Consider the following 22,228-nt stretch of genomic DNA (forward strand, 5'->3'; position numbering starts at 1 on the left):
CGTGAAATAATAAAACCCTATTATTTCTGTTTTTGAATGTTAGCGCAAACTGATATGCTTACGCCATGAGTAAAACACACTTAACAGAGACACGCTTCGCCGATCTCGACCTGCACCCGCAGGTATTGTCCGCACTGGAAAGTGCTGGATTTGAATATTGTACACCGATTCAAGCATTGAGCTTACCGATTGCGTTAATCGGAAAAGACGTTGCTGGACAAGCACAAACAGGCACCGGCAAAACTTTGGCGTTTTTAGTCGCTACGTTTACCACCTTGTTGAATCGTCCGCGAACCGGTGAACAACGTTACCCTCGGGCCATTATTATGGCGCCGACGCGTGAGCTTGCGATTCAAATTGCTCACGACGCTGAACCCTTAGCGAAACACTGTGACATGCGTCTTGGTATTGTTTATGGGGGCGAAGGGTACGATTCCCAACGGCAACAACTGGAACAAGGGGTCGATATTTTAATTGGCACCACGGGCCGCTTGATTGACTATTATAAGCAAGGCATTTATCAACTCGATAAAATCCAAACCGTGGTACTTGATGAAGCGGATCGCATGTTTGACTTAGGCTTTATCAAAGATATCCGCTATATGTTCCACAAAATGCCGCCTCCCGGTGAACGGCAAAGTTTATTGTTCTCAGCAACCTTGTCACAACGCGTGCAGGAATTAGCATACGAACACATGAATTCCCCCACCAAAGTGGAAGTCGAACCGCTGCAAAAAACTGGGGAACGTATTTCTGAAGAACTCTTTTATCCTTCCAAGCAGGATAAAATGAAGTTATTGCTGACTCTTATTGAAGAAGACTGGCCTGATAAAGCGATTATTTTTGCCAACACCAAACATACCTGTGAAAAAGTCTTTCAATGGTTAGAAGCAGATAATCACCGCGCTGGTTTGTTGACCGGTGATGTTCCGCAGCGCAAGCGCTTGAAAATTCTCGAGCAATTCACTAACGGTGAGCTCGATTTTCTGGTCGCGACCGATGTGGCCGCCCGAGGGCTTCATATTCCAGAAGTCAGTCACGTGTATAACTATGACCTGCCGGATGATTTTGAAGATTACGTTCACCGCATTGGTCGAACCGGTCGTGCCGGCGCCAGTGGTAAAGCCATTAACTTGGCCTGCGAAGAATATGTCTATAATTTACCGGCAATTGAAGAATACATAGGACATAGCATTCCAGTCACCAAATATGATCCAACGGCATTGTTGAGTGACCTCAAAGCGCCCGCGTATCAACGACGTTCTCGCGGGGGGCGGCGGGGTAATAACACCCCAGCAGCGCGCCGTGGTGGTCAGCGAAAACCAACGAGGTAATCCTTATGACCCAAGACACACGCTTCGCCGCCATTGATATAGGTTCCAATAGTTTCCATTTAATTATTGCAACGGTGACGCGTGACGGGCACTACCGTGTCTTGGGTCGCTATCGGCAAAAAGTACGCCTCGCCGATGGATTTGATCAACAATTCGTCGTGAGTGATACCGCCCTTCAGCGAGGTCGTGAGTGCCTCACCAGCTTTGCTCGATTGCTGCAAGATATTCCTTCCCACCGCATCCGCTGTGTGGCCACTGCAACCCTACGTAAAGCAGCCAATAAGAATGAACTGCTACGTGTGTTTGAAGAAGCCTTGCAGCACCCCATTGAAATTATTTCGGGTGAAGATGAAGCTCGGCTCATTTATCAAGGCGCCACACAGCATCTGCAACATACAAAACAGCCTGTGCTCGTGCTTGATATTGGCGGTGCCAGTACTGAAATTATCCTAGGAAAAGGCCCCACACCCGAACATCTTGTCAGTTTAGATATGGGCTGCGTCACCTGGCAAACACGTTATTTTGGTGACCAAATCATTCGGCCCGAAGCCTGTCAGCAAGCGATTGACGCCGCCTTGGCTGAGCTCAAACCTCATGCAGCGCCCTTTATTCAAACGTCCACACAGCGCGTTTGTGGCACCTCGGGTATTTTCCGAACCCTGTACGACATGCGCAGCCGCGATCCGGATCAACCGATGACTCGGTCTTGGTTGCATGACGTATTGCAAGCGACCTGTCGTTTAGGCCATATCGACGAATTGAATAAGTTGGGGATTCGGCGTGACCGACAAGCGGTCTTTATGGGGGGCTTGTGTATTTTGCTGGCGTTAGTCGAAGGTCTGGAAATTCCAGAAATTGAGATTTCCGCAGGGGCGTTGCGAGAGGGCTTGCTCGCTACCGTGCTCGCCCAATCGCAATCTGCTTAACCTAGTTAACTAACGGCCGCGATTAGCCTTGCATTTGCTGCGCGGCGTATTTGGCAAAGTAGGTTAAGATGCCATCGGCTCCCGCTCGCTTAAAGCCTAACAAGGATTCCATAATCACCGCTTCGCTTAACCAGCCATTGGCGATTGCTGCTTGAATCATGGCGTATTCACCGCTGACTTGATAGGCAAAGGTCGGAATCTGGAAGGTATCTTTCACCCGACGTACCACGTCTAGGTACGGCATGCCAGGCTTCACCATCACCATGTCTGCCCCTTCGTCGATATCCATCGCGACTTCATGTAAGGCTTCATTCAGGTTTGCAGGATCCATTTGATAGGTTTTTTTATCCCCACCTTTAAGGTTTCCTGCCGAACCGACCGCGTCCCGGAATGGGCCATAGAAGGCCGACGCATATTTGGCTGAATACGCCATAATTTGGACGTTCACAAACCCATGCTCTTCTAACGCTTCGCGAATAGCTCCCACCCGACCATCCATCATGTCGGACGGTGCAACAATATCTGCTCCCGCACGCGCATGAGAGAGCGCTTGGCGGACAAGGGCTTCGGTGGTGATATCATTTTGCACATAGCCCTGTTCATCAATAATGCCATCCTGACCATGGGTGGTGAACGGGTCCAAGGCGACGTCAGTAATCACGCCTAAGTCAGGCAAGGCCGCTTTAATGGCACGCACGGCCCGTTGCGCCAAGCCGTTGTCATCCCACGCTGCTTCGGCCGTTAATGACTTGTCTGCTGCAGGAGTCACTGGGAACAACGCGACGGCGGGGATTCCTAAGGCGGCAATGGTTTGACACTCGGCTACGAGTAAATCAATGGATAAGCGCTCAACCCCCGGCATGGAGGGCACTTGCTCACGCTGCCCTTCGCCCGGCAGCACAAACATTGGATAAATCAAATCAGCCGGACTCAATTGATTCTCTGCCACTAACCGGCGGCTAAATTCATGGCGACGTACACGACGTAAACGACGATACGGGAATTGACTGACATGCTGCATAAAATGTCCTTCGATTATTCAGAGGGGCTTGTTGCGGGAGGCTCAGGTTCGGCGATGATCCGAATTTGATCGCGCCCCGCCGCTTTAGCTCGATACAGTGCTTCATCAGCTACTGCAAGTAATTGCGTGGGTTGATCATAATCGCCCGCCGCAGCAACCGCAACACCAATACTCACGGTTATCTTTAACGGACCATGATCGGTATCAAACTCATGCTCCCGCACCGCAGTGGCAATTTGATACGCCAGTTCCCGTGCACCAACTTTATCGGTATCGGGCAATAAAATAGTAAACTCTTCACCACCGTACCGATAAAGCGTATCGCTGGCACGGCGTAAATTACGCTTGAGAATATGGGCCAGCTCAATTAATACCTGATCGCCTAATAAGTGCCCATAGCGGTCATTCAAGGCTTTGAAATGGTCAATATCGAGCATCATGACCGTCAATACCGAACCGTTTCGCACACAACGGCGGAACTCACGCTTAAATTCTTGATTTAAATAACGACGGTTGTAGAGCCCCGTTAACCCATCTTCATTGCTGCGCTGCTCCAACTCTTGGTTTGCTCGCTGCAACCGCACCATGACCCGTTCAAGCTCTTCAGTGCGTTGAGCCACCATATCTTCCAATTGATAATTCAGCGTTTCTTGTAACTTCAGTTGCTGCTTACGGCTGTCATTAAACCGGATGGCAAGAACCCAGGATAACAATAGAACTTCAAAGGCAGACGCCGCCATAATGGCATACCGCTGTACAAACACCGATTCAAACAGGCCTAAATATCCCAACGCATTAATACAAATGGTGGCCAGCAGCGCACTCAGTGCCAGGGTATAAATACGGGCGTAGATCAACCCCTTATGCCACAGCACAATGCCACAGGCCAACATGTATAAGGAGCCGATGACAGCCACGAATAACACAAACGGAATTAAGGTGCCGTAAGGGACAAATATGCTCAACACAAAGGTGATGGCATAAATCCACATGAACAATCGTAGCCAAGTATGAATTCGGGGGCTTTGTGTTTTAGTTTGCAGAATGCCGGTACTGACCAAGGTCGCAAAAAGCATCATGGCAGCCCCGATCATGGTCACAATTCGATCCTGCAACCACACCGAATTGGGCCACACATATTGGTAACCGAGCCCATCCAGTCCAGCAATTAACAACCCAATGAGAACGGTATAGATGGAGTAATTAAGGAAATTAACTTCTCGGGTGACTAAAAAGTAAAATAGGTTATACATTGCCATGCAGGCCAATAAACCAAAATACAAACCGGTGGCAACCACCTGATTTTGATAGGCTTGCATAAACGCGACTGGCTCCCATAGCTCTATCGGGAAGCGTAACGAGCTTTCCGTTCGCACGCGTAAGTAAATATCGTGCTCAGCATGGGTCGGCACGGCCACAATAAAGTTTTTATTGTGAATGGGGCGCGCATAAAAAGGTTGCTGATCACCCAGATGGGAATAATTTAATAGCTCGCCTTTTTGCACAAAATAAACATCAATGCTGTCTAATAAGGGATAGCCCAAATACAGAATACGGTCATGATTTGCGGCAGGTGCTTGCACATGAAACCAGTAGGTATTCTGGGTGTAGCCAAATTGAACCGCTTCTCCTGCGGGAATTTCCTGCCAGCGTTCGGCGGGTGATGCAATCAGCTCAGCAAGCGTTTGCTCGGCTGCAGTGGACTGATAATAAATGGTTGGCGTCACCACGTTGGCTCGGGCAGCAGTCATCACTGAACCCCAACAGATCAGTAATAACAACCAACCTACCCAACGGTATGCATGATTGGACATAACGCCTCTATAACGAGAAAAACTCCAAACTATTCTGCCATGTTGTGGCAGCAACCTCTGCCACCGTTTGCTGTCGTAGTTGGGCTAAAACAGTACCCACCGCTGGCAAAAAACACGGCTCATTGAAGGCTGGACGTGGGCGCACAGTACGCGGAGTGAGATAAGGGGCATCCGTTTCTACGAGCAACCGATTGTCTGGAATATCAATCACTGCTTGCTGTAACGCTTGTCCGCGGCGTTCATCACACACCCAACCGGTAATACCTATATAACAACCAAGTTCGAGGTAACGTGCAAGCTCTTTTTTTCCACCGGTAAAACAGTGAGTCAGCATTTTAGGAATCGAAGCGCGGTGTCGTTCGAGTAATTCACACTGTGCTTGATGAGCATCTCGCTCATGTAGATAGACAGGAAGTTGCAGTGTTGCAGCTAACTTGAGCTGTGCTTCAAACACCGCCAATTGAACCTCTGGAGGCGAATAGTTACGATTAAAGTCCAACCCACATTCGCCAATGGCAACCACGCTGGGATGAGCAGCGAGCTGCTGCAGTTGTTCAATAAAATCAGCTGGCGCTGCCGCAGCATCATGAGGATGAATGCCAACCGTGGCCACCAATTGCTCGGGAAATTGCTCGCACAAAGCAAGGGCTTGTGCACTTTCAGCAAGGTTGGTGCCAATCACCAGCAGTCGCTCAACGCCAACTGCTTGAGCGCGCTGTAAAACTCCCGCAACATCGTGCGAGAGCCTCGAGTTGGTTAAATTGACACCACCATCAAACCAGCGCATTACTGGATACGGCGTACCCGCGTACGCGCATTGAGGTCAGTTCGCCCCAAGTAGTAGGAACTGAGCGCACCGCGTTCAATAAAGTAACTCGCTTTCGGGTCAAATGGGAAAGCTTCGCTGCTGGTCTGTTGCCACACTTGACCATCATTGGTTTCAATTTGTAGCAAGCCACGCATATCTTTTGAGTAACGCACCACAGTAATGGCTACTTTACTTGGGCCCGTCTCTTTATCATCTGCATTCGCAAGGTGCTCACGACCAAACTCCGCAACTGGGGTTGAGGTTCCGGTTGCTGCTGGAGCGGTGGCGCTAGGTGCCGGCCCCTTGTAGGCAATGGCTTTGCCGGCAGCAAGATCATCAAAACACACTAACCGTTCCAATGGGTTTTTAATCTGGGCACAGTAACCCAATCGTTCTTCGACAGATTGTGCGTTAGCGGCGGAGCTCAGCAACATGCATAACGGCAATAGTCCGATCATCATCGACTGCTTTTTCATAATGTCATTCCTGGGGTTGTTCTGTTTTTGCTTCTGGTGAGTATAGACCTGCAATCCACAGGCCAAGTTCAAATAAAAGGCACATTGGAATGGCCAATAACGTTTGTGAAATCACATCGGGGGGAGTTAAGAGCATGCCCACCACAAAGGCTCCGACAATAATATAAGGCCGCTTTTGGCGCAAGGCCGTCACCGAGGTAGCTCCGGTCCAGACCAACAGAATAATGGCGACGGGGGTTTCAAACGCGATTCCAAATGCCACAAAAATGGTGAGTACAAAATCCAAGTAAGCCGCAATATCAGTGGCCACCACCACCCCAGCAGGAGCTGCTTTCACAAAGAAACTCAGCGCAATTGGGATCACCACAAAATAGGCAAAGGCGGCACCAATATAAAACAGCAGCGTACTGCTGAGTATTAATGGCCACACTAACCGCCGCTCTTTTTGATAGAGCCCTGGAGCAATAAAGCCCCAGAGTTGCCATAACAAATAAGGCACTGCGACGGCAATCGCCACCACGAAGGCAAGCTTGAAGGGGGTAAAAAAGGGCGTGGCCACATCGGTGGCAATCATGCTCGTGCCTTCCGGCAAGTTGATCAGCAGCGGTTGTGCTAACCACGCATACAACTCATCGGCAAAAATGGCCGCCACAATAAATACCAAGATGACGGCAACCACACTACGCAAGATTCGACGACGTAATTCTAACAGGTGGTCTAATAACGGTGATTCATGATTCATGGGGATCAGTTTCACCCTTTTTATCGGTACCAGCGGATGCTGCTGGCTTTGCATAGGGGCGTTGCACCTGCTGTGCGGCCCCTCTCAATTCGGCAAGCGAGCGTTGCAGTTCGGGTGGCAAGTTATCCATCCCTAATTCTTCTGCTTGTCGCAAATGCTCATGCAGCTCTTTAACCCGCAATTCATGGCTTAATTCACTTTGGATTTGGCTAGTGAAACGACGCACCGAACTCACCCCACGCTGCAGTGCACGTAGCGCACCCGGCAGGCGTTCTGGTCCCAGCACCAGTAATGCGATGAGCGCACAAACAACGAGTTCCCAAAAGCCAATACCAAACATAATTAATCACTATCTTTTTTAGAGTCAGTCGATTCTTTATTTTGCGTAATGGCTTGCTGCTCTTTATTTTTGTCATCTGCTTCAGCGTCCTCAGCCACGGCTTTTTTAAAGCCCTTCACCGCAGAACCTAAATCTGAGCCCATATTTCGTAAACGCTTGGTTCCGAACAACACCACCACAATGACTAAAATAATCAGTAATTGCCAAATGCTAATGCCACCCATGTTATTTCCTCTTTCATTAAGCCTTGGTTCGACACCACATGCCTATTCCGCAAAGCACGGTGGCTGCCGCTGCTGATGCAACCAGCCACACCGGTTGATGCATCACATATAAAATAGTCGTACTCAGTAACATAGCTCCGCTGAGTATCGCCAACCCCATGGTTCGCAGCTGTTGACGCTGGTTATTACGAATCTCTGTCAGTAACTGCTGTTGTTGTTCCATGCGCCCCCGGTGATTGCGTAGCGCATCATAGAGTAGATTCGGCATTTCTGGGAGCTTTTCCCCCCAAAAGGGCGCATTTTCCTTCACCGAACGCACCACTGCACGCCAGCCTAACTGTTCTTGCATCCAGCGCTCTAAAAAGGGTTTCGCAGTTTTCCACAAATCTAGCTGTGGGTATAACGTGCGCCCCAAGCCTTCAACGTACAAGAGCGTTTTTTGCAATAACACCAGTTGCGGCTGCACTTCCATCTCAAAACGACGGGCCGTGTTAAATAAGTGCACCAACACGTGACCAAAAGAAATTTCAGCCAGCGGCTTATTAAAGATAGGCTCACAGACAGTGCGAATAGCAGATTCAAAATCTTCCACGTTAATGTGTGCAGGCACCCAGCCCGAATCGACGTGAAGCTCTGCCACCTTACGGTAGTCTCGATTAAAAAATGCGAGAAAGTTTTCTACCAAATAACGCTTATCATCCCGATTTAGGGTGCCCACAATCCCAAAATCAATGCCTAAGTAGCTTGGATCGTGTGGATTTTCGCGGGAAACAAAAATATTTCCTGGGTGCATGTCGGCGTGAAAAAAGCTATCTCGGAACACTTGAGTGAAAAACACTTCCACGCCCCGCTCTGCCAATAGCTTCATATCAACACCCAGAGCATTTAAGGTGTCCACATCACTCACTGGAATACCGTCAATGCGTTCCATCACCATGACGTTATGGCGGCCATAATCACTGTAGACTTTTGGGATATACAGCAACGGGGATTGCTCAAAATTACGGCGTAATTGAATCGCATTTCCCGCTTCGCGCAGTAAGTCCAATTCGTCTAACAGCGTTTTACGATACTCTTTGACGACCTCTTCCGGCTTCAACCGGCGACCATCCGGTAAGTGCCGAGCAAGCACGCGGGCTAAGGTTTCCATCAAGGACAAGTCCGCATCAATGACCGCTCGGATATCGGGTCGAATGACTTTAATTACGACGTCGGTACCGGCATCTGCCCCGTGTTTCAATTTGGCCGTGTGTACTTGAGCAATGGATGCGGAGGCCAGTGGGCGGACAGAAAAATCATCAAAAATTTCCGCGACGTTATCAATGCCAAGTGCTTCCTCAATGAGCTGCTGAGCTTGCTCGCCGGGGAAGGCTTTTACTTGGTCTTGTAGCTTGGCCAATTCATTGGCAATGTCTGGCGGCAACAAGTCACGTCGTGTGGACAGCATTTGGCCCAGCTTAATCCACACCGGGCCGAGCGACTCTAACGCTAAGCGTAACCGTTCACCGGGGGATTTATCTTTGTGGCGATTCGGCATCCAAAACAGCCCATAGCGGGCGATCCGTAGGCTCCATGGGAGCCAACGGGTAGGAACAATTTCGTCTAAGCCATAACTCAAGAAGGTTCGGGTTATCTGATACACCCGGCGAATACGCTGACTCACGATAAATTTCCTTTCCGACCTGGTGGCAGTATGGTTTTGGCATCGCGCTCTAAGCGCTCGAACTGCGCCCGCAACTGCTGCACCTGCTGTTGAAACAACTCAAACTCGGTACGACTAACCAACACTTGTTTTTCTTCGATGAGTACATCACGCATCCACGCTTGTTGATCATGCAATGCTTGTTGCAGCCATGCTCGACTGCGCTGGAAAGCTTGGCTTAGAAAATAAGCAGGGACATCACCCAGCTGTTGGGATAGGTGCTCTTCCCAATCAATATCTAACTCGGTAAACAGCCGACTGACCCGTTGCGCAATTAAAGGATCCCCGTCAATATCTAGGGCGCCCGCTTTAATCAACCGAGTAATATTCGCTGTATCACGCAATTCAGGCAGCACCGCCATTCGTGTTATAACATGGCAATCGACCGGATCGGTATCCACCCAGCTCAACAACATCTCCTGCGCTGTCACTGTCATGGTTAACGGCTGACCAAGCTCATGCAGGGTGACCCGCACACGGGTATCCGCTAACTGTTGCATGCGTGCAACAGAACCGTCATCCAAGCGCAGCAGGTGGTTCGCTAATGCCTCAACCACCACCGTAGGGAGCACCCGCCAGACCATTAGAACTTAAACCCTCGGTGAAGAGCGACAATGCCACCGGTTAAATTATCATAAGTTACGCGATCGTAACCCGCTTGCTCCATCATGCCCTTTAAGGTTTCTTGGTCTGGATGCATGCGAATTGATTCCGCCAAATATTGATAACTATCCGCATCACCCGCCACCAACCGCCCCATTTTCGGCAGCACATTAAACGAATAAAAATCGTAAGCTTGATTCAGTAAAGGTGGCACAGGCTTCGAGAATTCCAACACGAGTAAGCGGCCGCCGGGCTTCAGCACACGAAACATGGATTCCAGCGCTCGTTGCTTATCCGTCACGTTACGGAGCCCAAATGCGATGGTGATAATATCGAAACTATCATCAGCGAAGGGCAATTCTTCCGCATTGGCTTGCACATAGTTCACGTTGCCGACAATGCCACGGTTGCGCAATTTATCACGCCCAACTTCGAGCATCGCATTATTGATATCCGCTAATACCACTTCACCCTGAGGTCCAACTCGGCGGGCAAACGCTGCGGTTAAATCACCGGTTCCACCGGCAATATCCAGCACCCGCATGCCGCTGCGCACACCACTGCAATCGATGGTGTAACGCTTCCATAAGCGATGGATACCAAACGACATTAAGTCGTTCATCAAGTCATATTTCTGCGCCACGGAATGAAATACATTGGCAACTAAGTGTTGTTTTTCAGATTTGGCAACTTGTTTGTAGCCGAAGTCTATTGTGTCTTGCTTGGAATCGTTCATGATTAAACCTTCTGATGCATCTGCCGTTAGTGTACTACGAAATCACGCTTGGGCGTAGTGATCACGTCGAGGTAACCAGCGTTGAATGAGTGCCTCGGCAGTTTGCGGATATTGCTCCCACACATGCAGCGCTAAGTGATGCACGGTTTCAACTAAATGGCCGTGTTTGGTTAAATCAGCCACCTTCATTTCTGCCACTCCCGTTTGCCGCTGGCCGAGCAATTCACCGGGCCCGCGTAGTTCTAAATCGCGCTGGGCGATAACAAAGCCATCATTGCTTTCCCGCAGCACCGCCAAGCGTTGAGTGGCCGTTTTCGATAACGGCGCGTGATACAACAACACACAATGGCTGGCCGTTGCGCCCCGTCCAACCCGACCACGCAATTGATGGAGTTGCGCAAGCCCCAGCCGCTCTGGGTTCTCAATAATCATTAAACTGGCATTGGGCACGTCCACACCGACTTCAATCACTGTGGTCGCCACCAACAAATCCAATTCATGGGCTTTAAACGCCTGCATCACGGCTTCTTTTTCAGCGCTTTTGAGGCGCCCATGAACCAACCCCACCCGTAAGTCAGGCAAGGTTTGCTGCAACTGCTGCGCGGTATCTTCTGCCGCTTGGCACTGCAGCACTTCTGATTCCTCAATGAGCGTACACACCCAATAGGCCTGTGAGCCTTGCTCACGGCATACGTGACGTACCCTCTCAATTACCTCTGCCCGACGGGTATCGGGGATGGCAACGGTGGTAATTGGGGTTCGTCCTGGCGGTAGCTCGTCAATCACCGAGGTGGCTAAATCAGCATAAGCTGTCATCGCCAAGGTGCGCGGAATCGGCGTGGCGGTCATGATCAATTGATGCGGTTGATAGCCCTGCTGCACCCCTTTTTGGCGTAGCTCCAAACGCTGATGCACACCAAAACGATGCTGCTCGTCAATAATCACCAATGCTAACTGGTGATACTCAACTTCAGCTTGAAACAAGGCATGGGTTCCCACCACAACGGCTAACTGGCCTGTTGCCAATTGACTCAGCACCTCTTGGCGTTCTTTACTGCGTTGCTTACCAGTGAGCAACCCCACCGCAACCCCCAAGGGCTCAAACCACTGACTGAATGTCAGGGCATGCTGTTCTGCTAAGATTTCCGTCGGTGCCATAATGGCCACTTGGAACCCTTGACCAACAGCGGTTAACGCCGCCAAGGCCGCAACCAAGGTTTTACCGGAACCGACGTCCCCTTGGACCAATCGCATCATCGGATAAGCCAACGCCAGATCGTGCTGAATTTCTGCCGTGACCCGTTGTTGTGCCGCGGTTGGTGCAAATGGTAACTGCGCTAAAAATGCTTGTTGCAGCCGCGGGTTCACCTGCAAGGGGTAAGCTTGATGGGCTTGTTTTAATGCACGCAGCTTCAGCAAACTCAATTGATGTGCCAGCAACTCTTCCGTCGCCAAGCGGATTTGTGCAGGGTGCGTGCCCTCTAATAGTTGCGCTTGATTGGTATCGACCGGAGGATGGTGCAAGGTTCGGATAGCGGTCTCAAGGCTCATGCCTCCGGGTTGTAGCGCTGGTGGAAGCAGCTCTGCCAACACTTCTCCATTCAAGTAGGTAAGTGCTTGCTCACTTAGCTTGCGTAAGGTCGCCTGATGCACGCCTTCGGTGGCTGGATAAACGGGGGTCAGCCGATCATCCAACACCACCGTATCATTCGCTTTGAGAATTTTATATTCCGGATGAATCATATCCGGGCCTTGTAACCCAGGCCGCACTTCGCCAAACACTTGTAACCGTGTGCCACTCACCAACTGCTTCAGTTGCGCGGCGGCGAACTGAAAGAAAACTAAGGTCAGCACCCCGGTATCATCGCGCACACGAACTTTGAGAAGTCGTCGTCGCCCGTAGCTAATATCAGTATTGATGACTTCAGCCAACACCGTGGTACTCGTGCCTGGTGTCAGTCTGGCGATGGGGGTCACCCGTGACCGGTCTTCATAGCGTAGCGGTAAATGCAATAACACATCTTGCACCGAGACCAACCCCAGTTTCTCAAGTCGTGCGGCAAGTTTCTCACCGACTCCTTTTAGCACAGTCACTGGAATTCGATGCAAGGGATTCGACGTCATCGTTTTGCTCTCCGAATTTGCTCCCACCAACTCGCGTCCGCACAAATTTCGCCCTGCTCATTGAGCGGTGGATAGGGGATCTGATTCAAGCGACACAGTCGCGCGAAAATAGGATGCCCCCCTTCAAATAGAACTCGCTGCCGTTCACTTTCCGGCAATGACGGTCGCTGATAGCAACCGGCCGCCGCTCGCTGGCGCTGGGCTTCATACAGAATCACCGCCGCCGCCACCGAAACGTTCAAGGACTCCGCCATGCCGACCATGGGCACCATAATATGATGCTCTGCTGCCGCAATCATTTCTGGTGTGACGCCGCGGCGCTCCTGCCCCACCACAATAGCCGTAGGTTTGGTGTAATCAATGCTTCTAAAATCCACCGCTTGAGGCGATAGGTGGGTGACCACAATTTGCTGCCCTTGCGCCCGAAAATGCTCCAGCGCAGGCGCTAACCCGTCGTGGTGAATCACGTTCACCCATTTTTCAGTGCCCACGGCAGCGCCCCGACTCATGCGAAATTGCTGATCGTACCAAACCGCATGCACTTCATGGATTCCTACCGCATCCGCAGTGCGCACTAAGGCGTTCAAATTGTGATTTTTATGGACACTTTCCAAACATAACGTAAGATCGTGCTGTCGTTGATCCAATAGCTGAGAAATTCGACTAAAACGCTCTGGCGACATGATGTATTCCAACAGACTCCAATGATTGTATAAGGCAAGTATAACGGCATGCGTAAGTTAACCCTAGCGTTTCAACACCCTGATTTCTATGTTATCAACAAGCCCGCCGAAGCGCCGATGCATGCCAATGACACAGAAATCAGTATTGTTCACCAATTCAGTGCTGAACTAAATGAACCGCTATGGCCTGTCCACCGTTTGGATACCCCTACCTCAGGTGCTCTTATTGTGGCGCGTAATGCCGCTGCTGCTGCCACCTTAAGCCAATTGTTTGCAGAGCAACAAATCACCAAATACTACCTTGCCATTGCGGCGGGTAAGCCGAAGAAAAAACAAGGCACCATTCGGGGGGATATGCAAAAAGTCCGACAAGGAAATTGGCGTTTACTGCGCCAGCAAGAAAACCCAGCAGTCACTCATTTTACCAGCCATTCCTTAAAACCGGGCTACCGCTATTATGTGCTCCAGCCCGTCACCGGGCGCACTCATCAACTTCGGGTTGCCCTGAAAAGTCTCGGAACGCCGATTTGTGGTGACGCCCGCTACGGCAAGGACGACTTCGCGTACTTGCACCTGCATGCTTGGCAATTAAAGTTTATGTATCAACAACAACAGTTCGAGATCAGCGTGCCTTGGCCCGACTACGAACTATTTCAGGAATTACCCGAGCACATAGCAATTCCCACAAAATAGCGGCATACTCTAACGACCATTGACAACAAAAGGGACGTGCTATGACCCACTTTTCAACTCGTTTAACCGGATTAGTGGCAGCCAGCTTGTTAAGTGTTGCTGCGCATGCCGAACCACCTGTCGCTATCAGTGCTGAGCTGGAACAGAAAGTCATTGAGTGGCGACGTGACATTCACCAGCATCCAGAACTAAGTAACCGCGAGTTTCGAACCGCTAAACTAGTCGCAGAGCACTTGCAACAGCTCGGCCTGGAAGTGCAAACAGGCATTGCTCATACCGGGGTCGTCGGCTTCCTAAAAGGTGCCAAACCCGGTCCAACCATTGCTTTACGCGCTGATATGGACGCCCTTCCCGTCACTGAACTCACCGATGTCCCCTTTGCCTCCAAAGTTGTCTCTGAATACCGCGGCAATGAAGTTGGGGTGATGCATGCCTGTGGTCACGATATCCACGTTGCTATGCTGATGGGGGCAGCCGAACAATTGGCAGCCATGCAGGATAAGCTCGCTGGTAATGTACTCTTTATTTTCCAGCCAGCCGAAGAAGGCGCGCCTCCGGGTGAAGAAGGTGGCGCTGAACTCATGCTGAAAGAAGGCTTATTCGCTCAGTATCAACCGGAAGCGGTGTTTGGAATTCACGTTTGGTCTGCAGGTACCACTGGCCATATCGGCTATCGTGAAGGTCCGCTGATGGCTTCATCCGACCGTTTTGAAATTACCGTCAACGGAAAGCAAACCCATGGCTCACGTCCGTGGGCCGGTGTCGACCCAATCGTCGCGACCGGACAAATCATTACTAATACGCAAAGCATTGTCGCGCGGCGAGTCGACATTTCGAAAGCGCCAGCCGTGATCAGTTTTGGGGTTGTCGAAGGCGGCGTTCGCAACAACATTATCCCTGATCAGGTTTATTTAGAAGGCACCATTCGTAACTTCGATATGGACAATCGCGCACAGATTTTTAAACAGTTCACCCATGCGGCAGAAATGACCGCAAAGGCAACTGGTGCGGAAGCTCATGTGCATATTCATGAAGGATATCCGGTCACCATCAACAATCCTGAATTAACCCGCAAAATGTTACCAACCATGCAGCGGGTGGCGGGTGCCGATAAGGTCAAAGTCGGAGATTTAGTCACCGGTTCTGAAGACTTTTCGTTCTATGCACTCGAAGTACCAGGGCTATTTGTATTTTTGGGGATTACACCGCCGGAGCAAGATCCCCTGAAAGCTCCGAGCAACCATTCGCCTTATTTTTATGCGGATGAAGCCGCCTTTAAAACCGGCACAGAGCTTTATGTCAATTGGGTTTTCGACTACCTGAACGCCCAGTAATCAGTACCGCTTGGCGCCAGTCACACTCCTGTGGGCGCCAAACATTTCCACTACTTTGCGAGCCGCTCGCGAATAACTTTCTTATCGATTTTACCCACACTGGTACGCGGAATTTCATCCACCACCTGCACCGAATCGGGAATCGCCCATTTCTCGATCAGCCCTTGTTCCACAAAACGTTGCATATGACTCACGATGGCAGCGTGGTCAACCGCCATGCCCGCTCGCACCGTCACTAATGCATGCGGTCGCTCTCCCCACTCATTGTCTGGCAACCCCACTACCGCAGCAAGCTCAACGGCAGGGTGCTGACTGATAAGGTTTTCAATATCTAAGGAAGAGATCCATTCGCCGCCAGTTTTAATGACGTCTTTAATACGGTCACGAATTTGCAAGGTATAAGAGGCATCGATGGTGCCGACATCACCCGTGTGCATCCAGCCATTTTCCCATAACACATCACTTTGCTCTGGGTCATGCAGATACCCTTGCGTCAGCCACGGAGTTCGTACCACAACCTCGCCCATGCTCTCACCATCGTGGGGTAAGAAGCGCCCCCGTTCATCAATGATTCGCATATTCACTAAGGGCACCGGGCAGCCAGTTTTGATGCGCACAGCCACTTGTTCGTCCTCACTCAAATCGGCTGCATTAAGCGGCATCCACGTAGTACTGAGAATCGGACAGGTTTCTGACATGCCATAACCAGTGTAAATTTGAATGCCTCGCGCTAAAGCAGCTCGAGCTAACCCTGCGGTCAAAGCACTGCCACCAATTAATACCTGCCACCCCGAAAGATCAATCGCCTTGGCCTGCTCACTACTCAAGATCATCTGTAAAATGGTGGGAACACAATGAGAGAACGTTACCTTCTCAGTCACCAACAGTTTTAACAGTGTGGCTGGCTCGTACCGGCCGGGGTACACCTGCTTCACCCCCAACATTGTGGCGGCATAGGGCACGCCCCAAGCGTGTACGTGGAACATGGGTGTAATGGGCATGTAAACACTGGACGCCTGCATCAGTTGCATGTCTTTATTGATCGACATGGTGGCAGCCAGGCTCATAGTATGGAGCACCAACTGGCGGTGGGTAAAGTACACCCCTTTGGGCTTACCGGTGGTACCGGTGGTATAAAAGACCGTTGCCACAGCTCGCTCATCAAAGTCAGGAAAATCAAACTCCGGGAGCGCCTGTGCTAGCAAAGTTTCGTAATCGCCTAGGGTGGTTAAAGGGGCCGGCGGGGGGGTGGCTGAGTCACTTAATTGAATATAACCAGTCACCGTTGTTAAGTCGCTTTGAACCTTGGCCAGTAAGGGTAAAAAGTCATCATGAGCAAGCACCAATTTATCTTCTGCATGATTCATGGTGTAGACAATTTGCTCTGGCGGTAAGCGCACGTTCACCGTGTGTAACACGGCGCCAATCATGGGGATGGCGAAAAAGCACTCTAAGTAGCGAGGGGTATCCCAATCCAACACCGCCACCACATCACCGGCTTTAACGCCGGCATTCGTTAGCATATCCGCCAACCGATGCACGCGTTCAATGAACTCGGAATACCGATAACGCCGGCCGTTATTGCCTCCAACAATTTCATTATCCCCAGCATAGCGTTCGCTCGATAACAGCAGCTGCTTAATTAATAGGGGAAACTGATAGGCTTCCTCAGCAGGTTTTAAGATTTTGACTGACATGGCTTGATCCTTGCGTTCTGTATTATTATTGATGGGCTGTTAGGCTGCCCATTTCTCATCTTTCGTAAATGCTACGGTTAACCACCACCGATAACCTAGTGGCCGTATTTTTTCAAAAATCTGTTCTCGAATTTCATCTTGGCGAACAAGCGTCACCGTATAATCATCTTCACGTACCACGAAATCGATTTCCAGAAAAACTGTTCGCCCCACCTTCTGGACTCGGACCACTTTGGCCTCAAAGTGATTCTCAACCCGAATTTCTTCGGCCATTTGCTGCAGCTTTTTGACCATTTTCCCTTTCGGTTGAAACCCCACGAGCTCTTTCGCACTTTGAATCAATCCCCGCATTGGCATCGCAATAAATGCCGTGGAAGCAATCAGCACCATCAAGGGGTCAATATAAGGAACCCATTGTTCGAAACCGAGCCACAACAACCCTAGTGCGATCAGGAAACCGATAAAGATCCCGGCGGTAAGCACGGTATCTAAAAACCATTCATGCTCTTCTGACTTGACCAAGTCGGATTGCAAATTATTAGCAGCCCGTTTGAAGTACACATAAATAGCAATGCCTACCATGGTGGAGAAGAGTGAATAGATCAATGCAATGCCAATATTGACGTCGCTACCACCATGGAATAGATCCATTCCCGCGCCAAATGCCGACACTAAACAGAGCACAATTAAGGTGAGGTATTTGAGCCCCACCAAAAATGGCTCAATCGCGCTCTTGCCATAAGGAAATGACGGGTTATCGTCAGAATTCACGCTACGCAATGCCATTAACGATAAGTAGGATAACAATAAGCTGATGCCAGAATAGAGGCCATCAAATAGCACCACTGCTGATTGGGTTAATAATCCAACGGCAATGCCTAATACGGTAAAAAAGAGTGAAGCTAAGACGGAAAAAGATAAGAGTTGACGTTCAAGTTCAGGATCGAGCTGTTTGTGCTGCATAAAATTTCTCGAGAGACGAGTTCCTTGGTGACTTCCCTTGATTACTATAGTGCATCTAATTTCATGCTGCCTAGTGAAAGATGAAATCCAATGCTTGCGCCCCCTAATAAAGACATATACACTTCCAGACGTCCAAAAATTCAATGAAGGGTCTGCATACCATGTCGCAACCAGCAAGTGCCAAGGCGCTCCTGCCACTTGGCCTGTTTCTCGCACTGTTTCTAGGTACTGGAATCTACTTTCAACTGGCCGGGGTTGATTACGCTTTTTATCAACTACCCAGTCCAGTCGCTATTTTGCCTGCCATCATGCTGGCAATTTTCATGAGCAAACAAGTCCTCAATGAGCGCATAGAAACCTTTGTGCGAGGTGTCGGCGATAGCAATATCATCACCATGTGCATGATTTATTTACTGGCCGGTGCTTTTTCTACCGTAGCGGCAGCAACCGGCGGTGTGGATGCAATGGTGGCGCTCGGGTTACAAGTTATTCCGCCACAATTCCTGCTACCGGGGCTCTTTATTATCGCTGCTGTGGTGTCAACCGCTATGGGGACGTCCATGGGGACGCTGGCGGCTTTAGCGCCCGTTGCGCTCGGGTTAGGACAAGCAGCCAATATCGATCTTGCTGTGTTAGCTGGAGTGTTGGTCGGAGGTTCAATGTTTGGGGACAACCTCTCATTTATCTCTGATACCACCATTGCGGCAACGCGGACCCAGGGGTGTGAAATGCGCGATAAATTTAAGGCCAACTTCAAAATTGCCTTACCAGCCGCGCTGCTCACGCTGGTCTGGCTGTGCACCTATGAAACAAGTTCCACAACTACCATTGAGGTACCCGCTGCAAACCTTTGGCTGAGCCTGCCGTACTTCTTCATTATTGTGTTGGCGTTGCTAGGTCTCAACGTGTTTGTGGTGCTTGGGTTTGGCATTATTTTAGCAGCCTTATTTGGCTTCGCCTTCGCAAGCTACGAATTCACGGCACTATCCAAAGATATCTATGCGGGCTTTACCAGCATGCAAGAAATCTTCTTGTTGTCATTGCTCATTGGTGGGCTCTCAGCCTTAATTCGACAGCAAGGTGGTTTGCAATTTTTAGCAAATACCGTCAGCAACCTCACTCAACGCATCTTCTCTCATCCGCAGCAACGAGCGGCAGCAGGAATCGCTGCGCTCACCAGTGTCACTAACATGGCGGTTGCCAATAATACGGTGTCGATTATTTTGGCTGGTGAGGTATCAAAACGTCTTGCCACAGAAGGGAATCTAGCACCACGTCAAAGTGCCAGCTTGTTGGACGTTTTTGCTTGTGTGGTGCAGGGCGTTTTGCCTTATGGCGCCCAAGCTTTATTGATGGGGGCGAGCTTTGGTTTATCACCGTTGGAAGTCAGCCTGAATACCAGCTACTGCTTTATATTAGCGGCCGTGGCCATCGCTCTGATTATCTGGCGTAAGCCCCTAGAAAGCGCTCACGCCAGCACTCAAGCTGCCCATTAATTGGTGCTGGGCAGCTCCATAACACCATCGATCTCAATCTGCGCGCCTTTTGGTAACGCTTTCACGCCAATTGCGGCGCGCGCTGGATAAGGTGCTGAGAAGTATTCAGCCATCACTTCATTCACGATGGGGAAATTGCCGAGATCAATCAAGTAAATTTGTACTTTTACCATGTCTTGCAGCGCCCCACCGGCAGCTTCACACACGGCACTCAAGTTATCGAATACTTGCACGGCCTGCGCACGAAAATCTTCACTGACCATTTCCATGGTTGCAGGAACCAATGGAATTTGCCCTGACAAGTACACGGTGGTGCCAATTTTTACTGCCTGGGAATAGGTGCCAATCGCAGCAGGAGCTTGTTCAGTATTAATAATTACTTTTGCCATGTTTTACTTCCTTAGTCGCCATACCCGCTGAACGTTCGGCATTTTCCGAATATGACGAATTACATCAGCGAGTTGCTTTCTGTCTCGTACCAACAATGCGATATCGATGTAATAAATATTCGCATCCACTTCTTCAGTTTTGAGCCCATGGATACTGCAGCCCGTGGTTGCAATCGAAGCGGTCAGCTTCGCCAATGCACCTTGATGGTTCTCAATTTCCACGCGCACTTCACTAATAAACTCAGCTTCACCGGCTGGTTCCCACTGTACCGGGAAGTAACGCCCTGGCTCTTCTTCATGACCACGAACGTTCTTACATTCCTTACGATGCACCACCAGTCCTTTCCCAGGGCTCACGTGAGTAATAATATCGTCGCCTGGAATGGGTCGGCAACACTTCGCAAAACTCACCAACAACCCTTCAGCACCGCGGATCGATAACGTAGCTTTCGTGGGTACGGCAGATTGCTCATCGTTGAGTTGTGAGAATTCACCCAACAAGCGTTTGGCAATCGCAATGGACATCATATTGCCGAGCCCAATTTCACGCAGCAAGGTGGGGATATCTTTTAACTTTACTTCTTTCAGTACGCGCTCAAAATCCGCACTGGGGATATCATCATAGTTCACAGGCCCAAGGGCAGCTCGCAAGAGGCGCTCCCCTAATTGCTCAGCTTCACGTGATTCTTGCCCTTTCAAGTACTGACGAATTTTCGCGCGCGCCTTGGCGGTTACTGCGAAGTTCAGCCAAGCAATGTTTGGCCGTGACCCCGGTGCTGTTTTGATTTCGACCGTTTGCCCTGTTTCTAGCGGCTTGGACAATGACGACACGCGGTGATTCACGCGTGCGCCAATGCAAGTATTACCAATATCGGTATGCACCGCATAGGCAAAATCCACCGGTGTTGCCCCTTGGGGCAATTCAATAATGCGTCCTTCAGGGGTAAACACGTAAATTTCTTCAGGGAACAACTCTGACTTCACGTTTTCAATGAATTCAACGGTGTTCCCGGTGCTTTGTTGCAGTTCCAGTAAACTTTGCGTCCAGCGCCGCGCACGAACTTGGGCCGTGGTTCCGGTGCTTTCATCGGTTTTATACAACCAATGGGCTGCGACCCCACGATCAGCCATCAGGTTCATTTCTTCAGTACGGATTTGCACCTCAACAGGAATCCCATGAGGTCCTTTCAAACTGGTATGCAACGACTGGTAACCATTCGACTTTGGAATAGCAATGTAATCTTTGAAGCGCGTTTCAATGGGCTTATATAGGTTATGTAAGGCACCGAGCACGCGATAACAGGTGTCGAGTTCATCGACAATCACACGAAAAGCATAAATATCCATCACTTGTTCGAACTTCAGCTCTTTCTGCTTCATTTTCTGATAGATACTATAAAGATGCTTTTCACGGCCACTCACGCGCGCCTTAATGCCCACATCTTTTAGCCGTTTTTCAATTTCTGATTGCACCCGCTCGACCAGTTCACGGCGGTTGCCCCGAGCTTTTTTCACTTCCGATTCAAGCAATTTGGCACGCCATGGATGCAACGCATGGAAGCCTAAGAGCTCCAATTCATTTTTGATATCGTGAATACCCAGTCGGTGGGCAAGAGGGGCATAAATTTCGAGGGTTTCGCGGGCAATACGTCGTTTTTTATCAGGGCGCAAGTGACCGATGGTGCGCATATTGTGGGTTCGGTCCGCCAATTTAATCAAAATAACTCGAATATCCTGAACCATCGCCATAATCATCTTGCGAAAGTTCTCGGTTTGCATTTCTTCTTTCGAGTTAAATTGTAGCTTATCTAGCTTTGATACACCTTCAACGAGATCTGCCACCGTGGAGCCAAACAGCTCGGCCAAATCTTCTTGGGTGTATTGGGTATCTTCAATGACATCATGGAGCAAGGCCGCCATGATGGTTTCATGATCAAGTCGCATGTCGGCCAACAGACTGGCGACTGCAACCGGGTGGGTAATATAGGGTTCGCCGCTATGGCGTTTTTGATGCTTGTGGCCATCGGCGGCCAGTTTATAAGCCGCAGCAGCAAGCTCCACCTGTTCCGATGGTAAATATTCACTTAGCTGTTGTCGAAGGCCTTCAAACAAATACACCCGTC

At 50.0% G+C, this 22,228-nt stretch carries 21 protein-coding genes; 5 read left to right on the forward strand and 16 right to left on the reverse strand.

What is annotated here, in order from left to right; translation table 11 throughout:
* Positions 1-65: 65 nt before the first annotated feature.
* Together rhlB and BLP64_RS08060 are read left to right on the forward strand one after the other, a co-directional pair.
* Positions 66-1,334 (forward strand): ATP-dependent RNA helicase RhlB, encoded by a 1,269-nt coding sequence (gene rhlB, locus BLP64_RS08055; RefSeq protein ID WP_092593513.1) that lies wholly within the window; start codon positions 66-68, stop codon positions 1,332-1,334.
* Between the two features lie 5 nt (positions 1,335-1,339).
* The gene (locus BLP64_RS08060; RefSeq protein ID WP_092593515.1) at positions 1,340-2,260 is read left to right on the forward strand and encodes a Ppx/GppA phosphatase family protein; all 921 of its coding nucleotides are present in this window, start codon (positions 1,340-1,342) and stop codon (positions 2,258-2,260) included.
* A 22-nt stretch (positions 2,261-2,282) separates the two neighbouring features.
* Here the strand turns inward: BLP64_RS08060 and hemB are convergent, their stop codons facing one another.
* Genes hemB through trmH form a run of 12 tightly spaced genes read right to left on the reverse strand, consistent with a single transcriptional unit; the run spans position 2,283 to position 13,533 of the window.
* On the reverse strand, positions 2,283-3,281 hold the full coding sequence (gene hemB, locus BLP64_RS08065) for a porphobilinogen synthase (RefSeq protein WP_092593517.1): 999 nt from the start codon (positions 3,279-3,281) through the stop codon (positions 2,283-2,285).
* A gap of 14 nt (positions 3,282-3,295) precedes the next feature.
* Positions 3,296-5,095 (reverse strand): sensor domain-containing diguanylate cyclase, encoded by a 1,800-nt coding sequence (locus tag BLP64_RS08070; protein ID WP_092593519.1) that lies wholly within the window; start codon positions 5,093-5,095, stop codon positions 3,296-3,298.
* A gap of 7 nt (positions 5,096-5,102) precedes the next feature.
* A complete protein-coding gene (locus tag BLP64_RS08075) occupies positions 5,103-5,882 on the reverse strand; it encodes a TatD family hydrolase (RefSeq protein WP_092593521.1) in 780 nt (259 codons plus the stop codon).
* Positions 5,882-6,379, reverse strand: a complete 498-nt coding sequence (locus BLP64_RS08080; RefSeq protein ID WP_092593523.1) for a hypothetical protein — start codon at positions 6,377-6,379, stop codon at positions 5,882-5,884. The genes BLP64_RS08075 and BLP64_RS08080 overlap by 1 nt, the downstream gene beginning before the upstream one ends.
* Before the next feature lie 4 nt (positions 6,380-6,383).
* Entirely contained in the window at positions 6,384-7,121 is a 738-nt protein-coding gene (gene tatC, locus BLP64_RS08085; RefSeq protein ID WP_092593525.1) for a twin-arginine translocase subunit TatC, read from the reverse strand.
* Entirely contained in the window at positions 7,111-7,461 is a 351-nt protein-coding gene (tatB, locus tag BLP64_RS08090) for a Sec-independent protein translocase protein TatB (RefSeq protein ID WP_092593527.1), read from the reverse strand. Before tatB ends, tatC begins: the two co-directional genes overlap by 11 nt.
* 2 nt (positions 7,462-7,463) lie before the next feature.
* Positions 7,464-7,685: a Sec-independent protein translocase subunit TatA gene (tatA, locus tag BLP64_RS08095; protein ID WP_092593529.1), complete on the reverse strand. Its 222-nt coding sequence runs from the start codon at positions 7,683-7,685 to the stop codon at positions 7,464-7,466.
* Between the two features lie 16 nt (positions 7,686-7,701).
* Positions 7,702-9,348: a ubiquinone biosynthesis regulatory protein kinase UbiB gene (gene ubiB / locus BLP64_RS08100; RefSeq protein WP_199286055.1), complete on the reverse strand. Its 1,647-nt coding sequence runs from the start codon at positions 9,346-9,348 to the stop codon at positions 7,702-7,704.
* Positions 9,345-9,971 carry a ubiquinone biosynthesis accessory factor UbiJ gene (locus BLP64_RS08105; RefSeq protein ID WP_092593533.1) on the reverse strand — a complete coding sequence of 209 codons (627 nt, stop codon included), beginning with the start codon at positions 9,969-9,971 and terminating at the stop codon, positions 9,345-9,347. Before BLP64_RS08105 ends, ubiB begins: the two co-directional genes overlap by 4 nt.
* Positions 9,971-10,726 (reverse strand): bifunctional demethylmenaquinone methyltransferase/2-methoxy-6-polyprenyl-1,4-benzoquinol methylase UbiE, encoded by a 756-nt coding sequence (ubiE, locus tag BLP64_RS08110; RefSeq protein WP_092593535.1) that lies wholly within the window; start codon positions 10,724-10,726, stop codon positions 9,971-9,973. The genes BLP64_RS08105 and ubiE overlap by 1 nt, the downstream gene beginning before the upstream one ends.
* A gap of 42 nt (positions 10,727-10,768) precedes the next feature.
* Positions 10,769-12,850 (reverse strand): ATP-dependent DNA helicase RecG, encoded by a 2,082-nt coding sequence (recG, locus tag BLP64_RS08115; protein WP_092593537.1) that lies wholly within the window; start codon positions 12,848-12,850, stop codon positions 10,769-10,771.
* Entirely contained in the window at positions 12,847-13,533 is a 687-nt protein-coding gene (gene trmH / locus BLP64_RS08120) for a tRNA (guanosine(18)-2'-O)-methyltransferase TrmH (RefSeq protein ID WP_092593539.1), read from the reverse strand. Before trmH ends, recG begins: the two co-directional genes overlap by 4 nt.
* A gap of 48 nt (positions 13,534-13,581) precedes the next feature.
* Here trmH and BLP64_RS08125 point away from each other — a divergent pair, with 48 nt between their 5' ends.
* Positions 13,582-14,226: a TIGR01621 family pseudouridine synthase gene (locus BLP64_RS08125; protein WP_092593541.1), complete on the forward strand. Its 645-nt coding sequence runs from the start codon at positions 13,582-13,584 to the stop codon at positions 14,224-14,226.
* Between the two features lie 41 nt (positions 14,227-14,267).
* Positions 14,268-15,560, forward strand: coding sequence for an amidohydrolase (locus BLP64_RS08130; RefSeq protein ID WP_092593543.1), 1,293 nt, complete (start codon positions 14,268-14,270; stop codon positions 15,558-15,560).
* A 50-nt stretch (positions 15,561-15,610) separates the two neighbouring features.
* Here the strand turns inward: BLP64_RS08130 and BLP64_RS08135 are convergent, their stop codons facing one another.
* Positions 15,611-17,257 (reverse strand): long-chain fatty acid--CoA ligase, encoded by a 1,647-nt coding sequence (locus BLP64_RS08135; RefSeq protein WP_092593545.1) that lies wholly within the window; start codon positions 17,255-17,257, stop codon positions 15,611-15,613.
* A 39-nt stretch (positions 17,258-17,296) separates the two neighbouring features.
* A complete protein-coding gene (locus BLP64_RS08140) occupies positions 17,297-18,220 on the reverse strand; it encodes a cation diffusion facilitator family transporter (protein WP_092593547.1) in 924 nt (307 codons plus the stop codon).
* A gap of 161 nt (positions 18,221-18,381) precedes the next feature.
* On the opposite strand from BLP64_RS08140, the gene BLP64_RS08145 reads away from it, so the two are divergent.
* Positions 18,382-19,716 carry a Na+/H+ antiporter NhaC family protein gene (locus tag BLP64_RS08145; protein ID WP_092593549.1) on the forward strand — a complete coding sequence of 445 codons (1,335 nt, stop codon included), beginning with the start codon at positions 18,382-18,384 and terminating at the stop codon, positions 19,714-19,716.
* Here BLP64_RS08145 and BLP64_RS08150 read toward each other — a convergent pair.
* Positions 19,713-20,105, reverse strand: coding sequence for a Rid family detoxifying hydrolase (locus BLP64_RS08150; protein ID WP_092593551.1), 393 nt, complete (start codon positions 20,103-20,105; stop codon positions 19,713-19,715). The genes BLP64_RS08145 and BLP64_RS08150 overlap by 4 nt on opposite strands.
* Positions 20,106-20,108: 3 nt before the next feature.
* Positions 20,109-22,223, reverse strand: coding sequence for a bifunctional GTP diphosphokinase/guanosine-3',5'-bis pyrophosphate 3'-pyrophosphohydrolase (gene spoT, locus BLP64_RS08155; protein ID WP_092593553.1), 2,115 nt, complete (start codon positions 22,221-22,223; stop codon positions 20,109-20,111).
* Positions 22,224-22,228 lie beyond the last annotated feature (5 nt).

Origin of the sequence: Pseudidiomarina indica (genome assembly GCF_900104245.1) — a bacterium.
Classification (GTDB): domain Bacteria; phylum Pseudomonadota; class Gammaproteobacteria; order Enterobacterales; family Alteromonadaceae; genus Pseudidiomarina; species Pseudidiomarina indica.

Excerpts from the sequence above, each read along its gene's own strand:
- rhlB (WP_092593513.1), top strand. The coding sequence starts at position 66 with ATGAGTAAAACACACTTAACAGAGACACGCTTCGCCGATCTCGACCTG.
- BLP64_RS08060 (WP_092593515.1), top strand. The coding sequence starts at position 1,340 with ATGACCCAAGACACACGCTTCGCCGCCATTGATATAGGTTCCAATAGT.
- hemB (WP_092593517.1), bottom strand. The coding sequence starts at position 3,281 with ATGCAGCATGTCAGTCAATTCCCGTATCGTCGTTTACGTCGTGTACGT.
- BLP64_RS08070 (WP_092593519.1), bottom strand. The coding sequence starts at position 5,095 with ATGTCCAATCATGCATACCGTTGGGTAGGTTGGTTGTTATTACTGATC.
- BLP64_RS08075 (WP_092593521.1), bottom strand. The coding sequence starts at position 5,882 with ATGCGCTGGTTTGATGGTGGTGTCAATTTAACCAACTCGAGGCTCTCG.
- BLP64_RS08080 (WP_092593523.1), bottom strand. The coding sequence starts at position 6,379 with ATGAAAAAGCAGTCGATGATGATCGGACTATTGCCGTTATGCATGTTG.
- tatC (WP_092593525.1), bottom strand. The coding sequence starts at position 7,121 with ATGAATCATGAATCACCGTTATTAGACCACCTGTTAGAATTACGTCGT.
- tatB (WP_092593527.1), bottom strand. The coding sequence starts at position 7,461 with ATGTTTGGTATTGGCTTTTGGGAACTCGTTGTTTGTGCGCTCATCGCA.
- tatA (WP_092593529.1), bottom strand. The coding sequence starts at position 7,685 with ATGGGTGGCATTAGCATTTGGCAATTACTGATTATTTTAGTCATTGTG.
- BLP64_RS08105 (WP_092593533.1), bottom strand. The coding sequence starts at position 9,971 with ATGGTCTGGCGGGTGCTCCCTACGGTGGTGGTTGAGGCATTAGCGAAC.
- ubiE (WP_092593535.1), bottom strand. The coding sequence starts at position 10,726 with ATGAACGATTCCAAGCAAGACACAATAGACTTCGGCTACAAACAAGTT.
- recG (WP_092593537.1), bottom strand. The coding sequence starts at position 12,850 with ATGACGTCGAATCCCTTGCATCGAATTCCAGTGACTGTGCTAAAAGGA.
- trmH (WP_092593539.1), bottom strand. The coding sequence starts at position 13,533 with ATGTCGCCAGAGCGTTTTAGTCGAATTTCTCAGCTATTGGATCAACGA.
- BLP64_RS08125 (WP_092593541.1), top strand. The coding sequence starts at position 13,582 with ATGCGTAAGTTAACCCTAGCGTTTCAACACCCTGATTTCTATGTTATC.
- BLP64_RS08130 (WP_092593543.1), top strand. The coding sequence starts at position 14,268 with ATGACCCACTTTTCAACTCGTTTAACCGGATTAGTGGCAGCCAGCTTG.
- BLP64_RS08135 (WP_092593545.1), bottom strand. The coding sequence starts at position 17,257 with ATGTCAGTCAAAATCTTAAAACCTGCTGAGGAAGCCTATCAGTTTCCC.
- BLP64_RS08140 (WP_092593547.1), bottom strand. The coding sequence starts at position 18,220 with ATGCAGCACAAACAGCTCGATCCTGAACTTGAACGTCAACTCTTATCT.
- BLP64_RS08145 (WP_092593549.1), top strand. The coding sequence starts at position 18,382 with ATGTCGCAACCAGCAAGTGCCAAGGCGCTCCTGCCACTTGGCCTGTTT.
- BLP64_RS08150 (WP_092593551.1), bottom strand. The coding sequence starts at position 20,105 with ATGGCAAAAGTAATTATTAATACTGAACAAGCTCCTGCTGCGATTGGC.